Here is a 12,331-nt window from a genome sequence, read left to right as displayed (position 1 = left end):
GCTGAAGCCGGCGCGTGACCCTCGTGCATCGGCGCGCCGGCTTCAGCGCGGCCGATTCGAGCGTCGAGCTGATGCGGCGCGCGGTCGAGGCGGGTGAGATGGACTTCGTCATCGGCGCGATCGCGGCGCTCGAGGTGGAAGACGGCGCGCTGCGTTCCCTGACGCTGAAGCAGATCCATGGCGAGACCCAGCTCGAAGCCGAACACCTGATCGCCTTGTATGGACTCGTCGCGGATCTCGGCCCGATCGCGCAGTGGGGACTGAAGATTCACGGCGGGCGTATCGATGTCGATACCTCGAACTACGAAAGCTCGCGGCCGGGCATCTTCGCCGTCGGCGACATCGCGAACTATCCGAACAAGCAGAAGCTGATCCTGTCAGGCTTTCACGAGGCGTCGCTCGCGCTGCGCAAGGCGTACGCTTACGCGTATCCCGACAAGAAACGCGTGCATGTCCATTCGAGCTACGACACGAAGCTCGCGGAAAAGATCGGCGCGGCCGGCTGACGGCGTGCGCGCAAGCGCTGCAACGTCGAGCCGGACCGGCCATTGGCATCATTTTCCAGTGGGTTGACTCGCGGCGGCCGCGGCGCTCGCGGCCTTGTCTTTCTTCTTCGCCTCATGGTGGCCGATCGCGCAGCCCGCGGCCGCACCCGCCGTCCCATGATGTCCGGCAACGTGGCCGGTCACCCCGCCCACGACCGCGCCTTTGGCGCAGCCTTCCGCCTGCGCGACGGTGGATACGAAGCTCAATGCCGCGGCGAGGGCGCACGGGGCCGCGAAGTTCATGGCGATAGTCGTGAATACCTTTTTCAATTGACACTCCTGTTTTTGCTGTCGAAGGGTAAAACCCGAAAGCCGAAACCGCCGCGCGGCGACGCTTTCAGTGATGACCGGCTAGCAAGCGCGGGGCCCGCCGTTATAAGCTGTGCGCCTTATGAGCCGGCGCGCGGGCGCCCTTCGCGAGGTATCCCGGCCCATGCGTGGGCCGCGCAAGCGTTTGCGCGAAGGCTTCGGCGCCGGCCAGGCGCGAGATTTGCTAAACACAACAATTCCAACTACGTGTCCGCCATGACCCAGCTTGATGCTTCTACTCTCCGCGTCCACGGCGAGCCCGCTCGAGTGCAGGCCGAGGCCGCGCCGTCGGCGCCCGTTAGCGTCGATTACTGGTCGCTCGTGCAGGCGATCTCGGACTACGCGATCTTTCTGCTCGACGCGAAAGGCCACGTCGTGAGTTGGAACGCCGGCGCGCAGAAGCTGAAGGGCTACACGGAAAACGAGATCGTCGGCCAGCATTTCTCGCGCTTCTATACCGAGGAAGCCGTCGCCCGCGGCTGCCCAGGCTACGAGCTGGAACAGGCGGCGCATACCGGCCGCTTCGAGAACGAGGACTGGCGCGTGCGCAAGGACGGCACGACGTTCTGGTCGAACGTCGTGATCACCGCGATACGCAACGAGCAGGGCGAGGTCACCGGCTTCGCGAAGATCACGCGCGACCTGACCGCGCAGCGCGAATATCTCGAAGCGCTGCGCCAGAGCGAGGAGCGCTTCCGTCTGCTCGTCGATAGCGTGAAGGACTACGCAATTTTCATGCTCGATCCGCAAGGCTTCGTCGTCAGCTGGAATTCGGGCGCCGCGCGCATCAAGGGCTATACGCATGACGAAATCGTCGGCCGGCACTTCTCGCAGTTCTATGTGCCCGAGGAGGCCGCGGCCGGCAAGCCCGCGCGCGAGCTCGCGATCGCGCGGCAGATCGGCACCGTCGAAGACGAAGGCTGGCGCGTGCGCAAGGACGGCTCGACGTTCTGGGCCAACGTGATCATCACGGCCGTCTATGACGAATCGCGACGCTTGCGCGGCTTCGCCAAGGTCACGCGCGATCTCACCGAGCGGCGCCGGCGCGAGGAGCTCGAGCGCTCCGGTGAGCGCATGCGCGAATTTCTCGCGACGCTCGCGCACGAACTGCGCAATCCGCTCGCGCCGGTGCGCAACGCGGTCGGCACGATGCAGATGGAAGCCAATCTGAGCCCGGTGGTCGCGCGCGCGCGCGATCTGATCGATCGCCAGGTCACGCACCTGACGCGACTCGTCGACGATCTGCTCGATATCGGCCGCATCATGTCCGACAAGGTCGAACTGCGGATTGCGCGCGTCGATCTCACCGAGCTCGTCACGCGCGCGATCGAAGCGGCGCGGCCGTTTACCGACTCGCGCGAGCAGCGCGTGGTCGCCCAGGTCACCGACGCCCCCGTGAGCATTCGCGGCGACATGACGCGGCTCGTGCAGGTGCTGCAAAACCTGCTGCACAACGCGTCGAAATTTTCGCCGCACGGCAGCGTGATCGAGATGCGTGGACGGGTCGACTTCCGCATGGCGGTGCTCGAAGTGCGCGACGTCGGCTGCGGTATTCCGGTGCGCTCGCTCGACAAGATCTTCGAGTTGTTCGCGCAGGAGAAGGAAGGGCAAAGCTTCGGCGAAGGCGGTCTTGGGATCGGCCTGACGCTGTGCAAGTCGCTCGTCGAGATGCATGGTGGCAGCATCGTCGCGAGCAGCGAAGGACCGGGCCTTGGCAGCACGTTCACGCTGAGTCTGCCGCTCTCGGCGCAGTCCGACACCGCGGAGAGCGGCGCGATCAGCGCCGCGCCCCACGTGCAGCCGCTGCGGGTTCTGCTGATCGACGACAATCGCGATTCGGCCGACAGCCTCGCGATGCTGCTCGAACTGAAGGGCCATGAGGTGCGTATCGCCTACGAGGGCGAGCAGGCGCTGCAGATCGCGCCGCGCTTCTCGCCGCATCTCGCGTTGATCGATCTCGCGATGCCGAAGATGGATGGCTATGCGACGCTCGCGGCGTTGCGCGCGCTGCCCGAGATGGCTCGCACGATGTACGCGGCGATGACGGGCTTCGGTCATGCAAGCGATCTCGATCGCACGCGCAAAGCGGGTTTCCATGCGCACCTGGTGAAGCCGGTCGAGATGGCGGTCCTCGACGCATTGCTCACGAAGGCGGATGGACGACTGAGCGGAAGCGGGGGGACGTAGGCGCTTTTTTGCTGCGCGGCTGCGTCGTCAGCTGGGGCACGATGTTTGCTGCGACTCTGCATACGTTCCGGTCCGCCGCCGCGCGGCGGGCTGCGGATCGAAACGGTGCAGGGGAGGCACGATGCTCGATACGCGCGACCACGCGGCCAGCTTTAAGGCCCAGTCACGGCAGATTTCTAATCAACACGGCGGCCGCGCACCGCCGCTCGACGATTTCCTGCGCGACGCGCGTTTCGATGCGAACGATCCCGCTGCTCTCGGAGTACTGCTCGCTGATCTGATCGAGCGCGGCTACGATCGCGCGCCGACCTTGCCGTTGCCCGGGCATGGCGAGACGCTGGTGCGCTGGCGCGCGCTCGCCGCCGTTGCCGCGCGCGACCTCGGTCTCGTCAAACTGTTCGAAGGCCATACCGATGCGCTCGCGATTCTCGCCGAGCTGAACGGTCCGCTGCCGCCGCCGGCAAGCCGCTGGGGCGTGTGGGCCGCCGAAGCGCCGGATGCACGAGTGCGCGCGGTCAATCAAGGAATCCAGAACGTTTCCGGCGAGGGCGCTCAGGTGCGCCTGTCCGGCACCAAAGCCTGGTGCTCGGGCGCGCAGGCGCTCACCCATGCGCTCGTGACCGCTTGGCGCAATGATGAGCCGGTGCTCGCGGCCGTCGCGCTGGACCAGAGCTCGATCTCGATCGACACATCGAAGTGGCAGGCCGTCGGCATGTGGGCGACCGCGAGCGCCGATGTGACGTTCAACGACACCGTGGCGACGCTCGTCGGCGCGCCGCATGAATATCTGCGGCGCGCGGGCTTCTGGCATGGCGGCGCCGGTATCGCCGGGTGCTGGTACGGTGCGGCCGCGCAGATCGGCCGCACGCTGCGCGACGCGTGCGCCCGGCGCGCGGATGCACATCGGCTGGCTCATCTCGGTGCGACCGATGTCGCATTGCAGTCGGCCGCCGCGGTACTGCGCGAAACCGCCGCGTGGATCGACGCGCGCCCTTCGGATGATGCGCAGACGCGCGTGCTGCGCGCGCGTCTTGCCGTCGAGCAGGCCGCGAGCGCCGTCATCGATCAGGCGACGCGCGCGCTCGGCGCGGGCCCGTTGTGCCGCGACGCGCGCTTCGCGCGAGCGCTCGCCGACCTGCCGGTGTTTCTGCGCCAAAGCCACGCGCAACGCGATCTCGCCGCGCTTGGCGAGCGGCTCGTCGCGTCCGCCGACACGAGCGCCGCGCCGGCATCGGATCACGCGTCGTCGCAAACACTCACGTCGTGGACGCTATGACCTTTGTTCCCCAGCCTTCGGAGGATCGCTGAGATGAGCTCGCCGATGCGGTACTTCGATGAACTTTACCGACGCAGCGATGATCCGTGGCGCTTGCGCGAAGGCTGGTACGAACGCCGCAAGCGTTCGCTGACACTCGCGCTGCTGCCGCGGCCGCGCTATCGCAACGGCTTCGAACCGGGCTGCGCGAACGGCGAGTTGACGGCCGGGCTCGCGACGCGCTGCGACGCGCTGCTCGCCGCCGATTTGCACCCGCGCGCGGTCGCGCTCGCGCGCGAACGCGTGGCGGGCGCATCGAACGTGCGGATCGAACAGCGCAGCGTGCCGTGCGAATGGCCCACCGAGCACGGGCCGTTCGATCTGATCGTGATCAGCGAGTTTGCGTACTATCTCGACGCGGCCGAACTCGAAACGCTGGCCGCGCGCATCGCCGGCTCGCTGACGACCGATGGCACGCTGCTCGCCTGCCACTGGCGCCGGCCGTTCGCCGAAGCGCGCGAATCGGCCGACCGCGCGCACGCGCTATTCGATGCGCGCTGCGGCCTCGCGCGTCTCGCGCATCACGACGAAGCCGACTTGCTGATCGACGTGTGGTCGCGCGACGCACGTTCGGTCGCGCAGCGAGAGGGGCTTCTATGATCGGCGTGATCGTCCCGGCGCATAACGAAGAGGCGTTGATCGCGGGGTGCCTTGCGGCCTTGCTCGAAGCGTCGCGACACCAGGCGCTCGCCGGCGAAGAGGTGCGGATCGTCGTCGCGCTCGACGCGTGCAGCGATTTCAGCGGGGCGATCGCGCGCGCCTACGGCGTGCAGACGCTGACGCTGAAGGCGCGCAACGTCGGGATCGCGCGGGCGCTGGGCGCGTCGCTGCTGCTCGCGCTCGGCGCGCGCTGGCTCGCGTTTACCGATGCCGACAGCCGCGTGTCGCCGTATTGGCTCGCCGCGCAATTAGCGCTCGGCGCCGATGCGGTGTGCGGCTCCATCGCCGTCGACGACTGGAGCGCGCATCCGCACAGCGTGCGCGAATATTTTCGCAAGACCTATGTCGACGCCGACGGACATCGTCACGTGCACGGCGCGAACCTCGGCGTTTCCGCGCAAGCCTATCGGCGCGCGGGCGGCTTTCCGCCGCTCAGGTGCAGCGAGGATGTCGCGCTCGTCGATCGCCTGATCGCGACGGGCGCGCGCATCGCGTGGAGCGCCGCGCCGCGCGTGACCACGAGCGCGCGCACCGCGGCCCGCGCGCGCGGCGGTTTCGGCGATACGCTCATCGGATGGGCGACGGATCGCGCGCTGGCCTGAGCGACGGCGCTGCGTCGCGAGCGGGTCTCGCTCGCAACGATCCGGATACCGGAACATCGGCACGGCAATAAGCCGCGGGGAGGACGAACATGATGGACGCGTTTTTCGTTCTATTCGGCCAGGGCAGGGAGCTCGACCCGTTGCAGATGGGGCTGCGCTCGATCGTCGTGTTCGTGATCGCGATCGTGCTGATTCGCGTATCGGGGCGGCGCTCGTTCGGTCAGCGCACGCCGTTCGATCTGGTCGTCGTGATTCTGCTCGGCGCGATGCTGAGCCGCGCGATTGTCGGGGCGTCGCCGTTCATCGCGACCGTGGTCGCGTCGCTGGTGATCGTCGTATGTCACCGGGTGCTCGCGTGGGCGTTTATACGTTCGCGCCGCTTCGAGCTGTTGGTGTGTGGCGTCGAGCGCGAGGTGTTCAGCGACGGCAAGTTCCACGCGAACGAAATGCACGCGGCGCTCATCACGCGCACCGACATCGAGGAAAGCGTGCGGCAGAAAATCGGCTCGCGCTCGATGGACAACGTGGCCGCCGCGATCCTCGAACGCAATGGCGAGGTGAGCGTGATACGCAAGCGCGAGTGAGCGCCCGAACGCGTGCAGCGCGGGGCGCTTGTTCGGGCGGGCTGTAAGGACTCAACGCGCAGCTCAGCCGCGCCCGCCTCGCGAAATCTCCGAGCCCGCGCCGCGCGGCAAGCGCAGCGTGACCGGAATCGACGCGAACGAGCACAGCCCGACCACCAGAAACGCGGGCCAGAAATCCGACCACGTGATGCTCGGATGCCCATTCAGTGCGCGCGAAATCTGCAGCACGATCCCGCCGACCGTCACGCCGAGACCGAGCGACATCTGCTGCACGACGCTGCCGAGGCTCGTCGCGCGGCCGACGTCGCGGCTCGCAATCTCCGCGTAGGTCAGCGAATTGAGGCTGGTGAACTGCAACGCGGGGAAGAAGCCGCCGAGCAGCACGACGACCCAGATGATCCATGTCGGCGTGTGCGGGAAAAAGAGTCCGCACGCGGCGATCGAAATGCCCGATAGCGCCGCGTTGAACACGAGCACCTGGCGAAAGCCGAAGCGGCGCAGCACGGTGGAGGCGATCGTGCGCATGAACATGCCGCCGAACGCCGACGCGCAGGTGATCAGCCCCGATTGGAACGCGCTCATACCGTGGCCTTCCTGCAGCAGCAGCGGCAGCAGGAACGGCAGCGCGCCGAGGCCGATGCGAAACAGCGAGCCGCCGAGCACGCTCGCCTGGAAAGTCGGCACCTTGAAAAAGCGCAAGTCGAGCAGCGGCAGCGCGACGCGCTGCGCGTACGCGACGTAGATCGCGAGCAGTACCGCGCCGAGCGCGCACATGCCGAACGCGTCGGTATTCGAAATCAGTTCGCCGCCGACCAGCGACAAACCGAGCAGCAGCAGCACCGCGCCCGCCGCCGACAACAGGAAGCCGATCCAGTCGAGCGGGCCGGGGTCCGGTTCGCGCGTATTGGCGATATAGCGATTGGTCAGATAGATGCCGAGAATGCCGATCGGCACGTTGATGAAGAAGATCAGACGCCAGTGCAGATACGTGGTGATGAAGCCGCCGAGCAGCGGACCGGCGGCAGGGCCGAGCATCGCGGGCACGCTCAGATAGTTCATCGCGCGGATGAAGTCGGCTTTTTCCACCACGCGAAAGATGATGATCCGCCCGACCGGCACCATCATCGCGCCGCCGACGCCCTGAATGAAACGCGCAACCGTGAAAGTGGCAAGCGAGTTCGACGCCGCGCACAACAGCGAGCCCGTGACGAAGATGCCGATCGCCGTGCGGAACACCGTGCGGGCGCCGAACTTGTCGGCGAGCCAGCCGCATACCGGGATGAACACACCGAGCCCGAGCACGTAGCTCGTGACCGCGATTTTCAGCGTGACCGGATCGCGGGCGAAATCGCGCGCCATGGCCGGCAACGCGGTGACGATCACATTGGCGTCGACGCTTTCCATGAACATCGCGCACGCGACGATAAGGGGCGCAATCAGAGCTTTCTGAGTCTGGGCGACGGTCATGACGGCGAGGCTGCGGCGAAGCGTCGCAGGCAAAGGGGGCATTATTGCACCTGTACGGTGCGGATTGTTAATACCTGCGCGGCCGATGCTGCCCCTTTACCCTTTCTGTATCCAACACGCGACGGCGGCGTTGCGATGCCGCCAATAATATTGATTTTTGTTGCGCTGCGGCACGAGATGGTTATAATCGGGTTATTGCTTAGGTAGAAACCCTAATAAGGAGCCGCCATGAATACCGCATCGACTGCTGTCCGTTCCACCCCCGCCGCCACTACGTTCTTCGGCAAGCTGCGTGCGCTGGCGCTGCATGCGCTCAACCTGCATCTGCAAAACTGCGCGGTGATCGCCGAAGCGTATCGTCGCCCGCAATAAGCGCGTATTGCGCACGGGCCGCACAGGCCCTGCCAACCGTGTCGATGCCCGCTCAAGTCGCGGGCATTGTGCTTTCTGACCCCACCAGGGGGGTAGCGTTCGGCTCGTCATTCCGCCATCAGTCCCTCCAGAAACCCCCGCTTGGGGCCAGTTCCGGCCCACCATCGCCGTTTCCCTTCCAGATATCGCTCGCGCGCTTTTGCCGCGCGCCGCGCAGGTCAACCGACAGCAAAATTGCTATTGCTGTCAACCTTTTGCACGTTTTGCCGTTATCACTTTGTAATCGTCGCCACAGGCGATACCGCGCGTGACGCACCCGTCGCCGCGACTGCTCTCGCAAGGCCCGCATTGACCATGTTCCACCGACTTCAACACAGCTTCGAGCGCCTGCGCGCGCTGCTCGGCCGTGCAGCGAAAGTGCTTGGCAGCCGGGGACTTCTGTCGCCCGTGCTCGCGCTCGTTATTTGCGGGCTGCTGCTGGTCGTGCTGCAGCATCTGTCGGAGGCGGTGAATTACCGTTCGGTGATACGCGAATTGCGCGAGCTGTCGCCGCGCGAGTGGATCGGCGCGCTCGGCGCGACCGCGCTTAGCTACGTCGCGCTGGTCGGGCGCGACGCGGTCGGCCTGCGCTATCTCGGCGCGAGCGTGCCGCGCGCGGCGCTGTGGGTCGGCGCGACGGCCGGCTCGGCGCTCGGCAATGCGACCGGTTTCGGCGCGCTGACGGGCGGAGCGGTGCGCGCGCGCGTGTACGGCGTCGCGAACATCACGCCCGCGCAGATCGGCCGCATGACGGTGTTCACGAGCGTGTCGCTCGCACTCGCCCTGGTATTGATGACCGCACTGGGCATGGTCGGTATGGCCGGACAGCTCGCGCCGATGCTGCATCTGTCGCCAGTCGCGCTGCGCTGGAGCGGCGCTGCGCTACTGATCGCGCTGGCGCTCGCCGCCGCCGCGTGCCGCCGCGAAACCCGGCCGATCCGCACGCGCTGGCAGTGGCTCTCGTTCGATATTCCCGCGCGCCGTGATCTGCTCGCGCAGGTCGCGCTGGCGGTGCTCGACGTGGTCGCCGCGGGTCTCGCGCTGTGGGCCTTGCTGCCGCATGCGAACGTGAGCTTCATCGGCTTCATCACCGTCTACGCGGCCGCGATGCTGCTCGGCCTGATCGGCCATACGCCTGGCGGGGTCGGCGTGTTCGAGGCCGCAATGGTGTTCACGCTGAGCGGCAGCGTGCCGATGCATCAGATGGTCGCCGCGCTGCTCGCGTATCGCGCGATCTATTTCGGCGTGCCGCTGATCGTCTCCGCGGCGCTGCTCGCGGGCTTCGAGAGGCGCGCGCTGAAGAACCGTCTGTCGATGCTGCAGGCGGAGCGCGTGTCGGAACTCGCGCCGCTGTTTCTGAGCCTCGTCACGTTCGTGGTCGGCGGCATGCTGGTCATCTCGAGTGCGACGCCGGCGTTCTGGCAGCGCATTCATATGCTGCGCAACGTGGTGCCGCTGTGGGTGCTCGAAAGCTCGGCGATGCTGTGCAGCGTGGTCGGCGTGCTGCTGCTGTTCGTTGCGCGTGGGCTGCTGCGGCGGCTCGATGCGGCATGGTGGATGACGCTCGCGCTCGCGTTGCTGAGCCTTGCGCTGTCGCTGACCAAGGGTCTCGCATTCGTCGAAGCCGGTGTGCTCGGCATGCTGATCGTGCTGCTGCTCGCGACGCGCAAGCGCTTCAACCGTCATTCGTCGCTGTTCGCCGAGCGTTTCACGGCCGGCTGGCTCGTGTCGATCGCGATGGTGCTGATGTTCGCGACGTGGGTCATGCTGTTCGCTTTCCGTGACGTGCCGTACACGCGCGACCTGTGGTGGCAATTCGCGTTCGACGAGCGCGCGCCGCGCGCGCTGCGCGCGACGCTCGCCGCGAGCGTGTTCGCCGCGACCTTCTCGTTCTGGCAATTGCTGCGTCCGGCGCCGGGCCGCTTCGTGAAGCCGGCGCCCGAAGATCTGCTCGACGCCGCGCGCATCGTGCGCGCGCAGGAACGCAGCGATGCCGGTCTCGCGTTGATGGGCGACAAGAGCTTCCTGTTTTCGGAATCGCGAGAGGCGTTCCTGATGTACGCGAAATACGGCCGCACGTGGGCCGCGTTGCATGATCCGGTGGGGCCGCGCGAAGAGTGGGCGGGCCTCATCAAGAAGTTCGTCGCCCTCGCGCATGCGCACGGCGGTCGCGCCGCGTTCTACCAGGTGCGTGCGAATGCACTGCCGCTGTATCTCGACGCCGGCCTCACGTTGATGAAGCTCGGCGAGGAAGCGCACGTCGTGCTCGACGACTTCGATCTAAAGGGCTCGCACCGCGCGCATCTGCGCTATGCGCTCAAGCGCGGCGAGCGCGACGGCTTTAGCGTCGAAGTGATCGATCAGGCGCGTGTGCCGGCGTCGCTCGAAACGCTGCGCGGCATTTCCGACGGCTGGCTCGGCAGCCACGATGCGCGCGAGAAGAGTTTCTCGGTCGCCGCTTTCCACGACGAATACCTCGCCGCGCAGTCGGTGATGCTGGTGCGCCAGAACGGGGAACCGGTCGCGTTCGTGACCTTCATGACGACCGATATGAATACCGAGGCGACAGTCGGCGTGATGCGTCACGTCGAAAGCGCGTCGCCGTACGCGATGGAATATCTGTTCACGCAGCTTGCGCTGCATCTGAAGCAGGCGGGCTTCCGCTCGCTCAGTCTCGGCATTGCACCGCTCTCCGGCGTGCAGCCGACTCCGCTCGCGTCGCGCTGGCATCGGCTGGCCGGCATCGTGTGGCGCTTCGGCGGCCGCTTCTATAACTTCCGCGGACTGCGTGCTTTCAAGAGCAAGTTCCAGCCGCACTGGGAGCCGCGCTATCTCGCGGCATCCGGTTCGGGCGTGTTCTTCACGCTCGCGGACCTGTCGCTGCTGGCAGGAGGCCGGCGTTCATGACATTGCATCCGTTGTTCCGGCTCGCCGTCGCGGCGAGCGTTCTGAGCTGCGGCGCGCTCGCGCACGCGGCCACCACCACCGTGCCGGGCGGCCGCTATGGCGACGTGCGCGTCACGCAGCCCGAGGGCCCGCTGCGCGGCTTCGTCGTCCTGTATTCGCAGGCGAGCGGCTGGAGCGCGGCCGATCAGCAGAGCGCCGATGCGCTCGCGAAAGCGGGCGCGATGACGGTTGGCGTCGATATCGCGCGCTACGAGGCCAACCTTGCCGCGAAAAAGGAAACCTGCCATCAACTGGTGGGCGATGCCGAGGCGCTCAGCCATCAACTCGAACGGCAATCGCAGTCGAGCCGCTACTTCGCGCCGATCGTCGCGGGTACGGGGCAGGGCGCAACGCTGGCGATGCACGTGCTCGAGCAGGCGCCGTCCAATACGATCGCGGGCGCGGTGTCGGTCGACGCCGACCGCACGCTCGACGCGCGCTTTCAACCGTGTCCGCCCGACCCGACCGTGATCCGCGATAAGGTGCCGGGCTTCGTCGAAAAGGCGAGCACGGGCAACGCCGATCGCGCGCGTCTCGTCGCTTTGCTGACCCCGCATCTGCAGCCGGTCTCGACGAGTGCCGACGACGTGTCCGACCTGCCGCTGATCGAGTTGCCGGCCGCGCATCCGAACGGCCTGATGGCGATCGTAATTTCCGGCGATGGCGGCTGGCGCGATCTCGACAAGACGATCGCGCAGGCGCTGCAGAAAGATGGCGTGTCGGTGGTCGGCTGGGACAGCCTGCGTTATTTCTGGAGCGAGAAGCCGCCCGCGCAAACGAGCCGCGATCTCGCGCGCGTGATGCAAACCTATGGCGAGCGCTGGCACGCGCAGCACATTGCGCTGATCGGCTATTCGTTTGGCGCCGACGTGATGCCGTTCGCGTATAACCGTCTGCCGCAGGCGCAGCGCGATAAGGTGTCGCTGATGTCGCTGCTCGGCTTCGCGCCCGACGCCGACTTCCAGATCCGCGTCGGCGGCTGGCTCGGCATGCCCGCGAGCGACAAGGCGCTGAACGTGCGACCCGAGTTGACGCATGTGCCGCCGTCGATCGTTCAATGCTTCTATGGCGAGAGCGAGACCGACACGCTGTGTCCGGCGCTCGACAAGAGCGGTGTCGAAGTCATCCGCACCTCCGGCGATCATCACTTCGGCGGCGATTACAACGTGCTGGAGCGACGCATTCTCGTGGCATTCAAGAAGCAGAGCGGCGTGCGCGATTGATTGCTGCGGTGGGCGTATCAGCGGGGCGCGCTTGACGGCGCGCCCTTTTTTTGGGTCCGTTCTGGCCGGAACCGTGGTCCGC

Annotated in this window: 10 protein-coding genes and 1 pseudogene; 9 read left to right on the top strand and 2 right to left on the bottom strand. The window is 66.7% G+C overall.

The genetic code is table 11. From position 1 onward, the window contains the following. Positions 1 to 5: 5 nt before the first annotated feature. A pseudogene (locus AB3X89_RS32955) lies at positions 6 to 506 on the top strand (NAD(P)/FAD-dependent oxidoreductase); the annotation flags it as partial. A gap of 48 nt (positions 507 to 554) precedes the next feature. Here AB3X89_RS32955 and AB3X89_RS32950 read toward each other — a convergent pair. After that, on the bottom strand, positions 555 to 788 hold the full coding sequence (locus AB3X89_RS32950) for a hypothetical protein (RefSeq protein ID WP_368587000.1): 234 nt from the start codon (positions 786 to 788) through the stop codon (positions 555 to 557). A gap of 282 nt (positions 789 to 1,070) precedes the next feature. On the opposite strand from AB3X89_RS32950, the gene AB3X89_RS32945 reads away from it, so the two are divergent. From AB3X89_RS32945 to AB3X89_RS32925, 5 genes are all read left to right on the top strand, one after another. Then, positions 1,071 to 3,041 (top strand): PAS domain S-box protein, encoded by a 1,971-nt coding sequence (locus AB3X89_RS32945; RefSeq protein ID WP_368586997.1) that lies wholly within the window; start codon positions 1,071 to 1,073, stop codon positions 3,039 to 3,041. A 121-nt stretch (positions 3,042 to 3,162) separates the two neighbouring features. Further along, the gene (locus tag AB3X89_RS32940; RefSeq protein WP_368586996.1) at positions 3,163 to 4,317 is read left to right on the top strand and encodes an acyl-CoA dehydrogenase; all 1,155 of its coding nucleotides are present in this window, start codon (positions 3,163 to 3,165) and stop codon (positions 4,315 to 4,317) included. 33 nt (positions 4,318 to 4,350) lie between these two features. Further along, positions 4,351 to 4,956, top strand: a complete 606-nt coding sequence (locus tag AB3X89_RS32935; protein ID WP_368586995.1) for an SAM-dependent methyltransferase — start codon at positions 4,351 to 4,353, stop codon at positions 4,954 to 4,956. Further along, positions 4,953 to 5,618 (top strand): glycosyltransferase family 2 protein, encoded by a 666-nt coding sequence (locus AB3X89_RS32930; protein WP_368586994.1) that lies wholly within the window; start codon positions 4,953 to 4,955, stop codon positions 5,616 to 5,618. Before AB3X89_RS32935 ends, AB3X89_RS32930 begins: the two co-directional genes overlap by 4 nt. An 89-nt stretch (positions 5,619 to 5,707) precedes the next feature. Then, a complete protein-coding gene (locus AB3X89_RS32925; RefSeq protein ID WP_368586993.1) occupies positions 5,708 to 6,202 on the top strand; it encodes a DUF421 domain-containing protein in 495 nt (164 codons plus the stop codon). A gap of 63 nt (positions 6,203 to 6,265) precedes the next feature. Here the strand turns inward: AB3X89_RS32925 and AB3X89_RS32920 are convergent, their stop codons facing one another. Further along, positions 6,266 to 7,669 carry an MFS transporter gene (locus AB3X89_RS32920; protein ID WP_368586992.1) on the bottom strand — a complete coding sequence of 468 codons (1,404 nt, stop codon included), beginning with the start codon at positions 7,667 to 7,669 and terminating at the stop codon, positions 6,266 to 6,268. A 228-nt stretch (positions 7,670 to 7,897) separates the two neighbouring features. On the opposite strand from AB3X89_RS32920, the gene AB3X89_RS32915 reads away from it, so the two are divergent. From AB3X89_RS32915 to AB3X89_RS32905, 3 genes are all read left to right on the top strand, one after another. After that, complete coding sequence (locus tag AB3X89_RS32915) at positions 7,898 to 8,041, top strand: hypothetical protein (RefSeq protein WP_368586991.1); 144 nt, start codon at positions 7,898 to 7,900, stop codon at positions 8,039 to 8,041. A 354-nt stretch (positions 8,042 to 8,395) separates the two neighbouring features. Further along, entirely contained in the window at positions 8,396 to 10,987 is a 2,592-nt protein-coding gene (mprF, locus tag AB3X89_RS32910) for a bifunctional lysylphosphatidylglycerol flippase/synthetase MprF (protein ID WP_368586990.1), read from the top strand. After that, positions 10,984 to 12,249: a virulence factor family protein gene (locus AB3X89_RS32905; protein ID WP_368586989.1), complete on the top strand. Its 1,266-nt coding sequence runs from the start codon at positions 10,984 to 10,986 to the stop codon at positions 12,247 to 12,249. Before mprF ends, AB3X89_RS32905 begins: the two co-directional genes overlap by 4 nt. Positions 12,250 to 12,331 lie beyond the last annotated feature (82 nt).

Origin of the sequence: Paraburkholderia sp. BR14320 (assembly GCF_040948665.1) — a bacterium.
Taxonomy (GTDB): Bacteria; Pseudomonadota; Gammaproteobacteria; order Burkholderiales; family Burkholderiaceae; genus Paraburkholderia; species Paraburkholderia youngii.
Note: the sequence above shows the minus strand (reverse complement) of the source record. Positions and strands in the feature narration are given on the sequence as shown.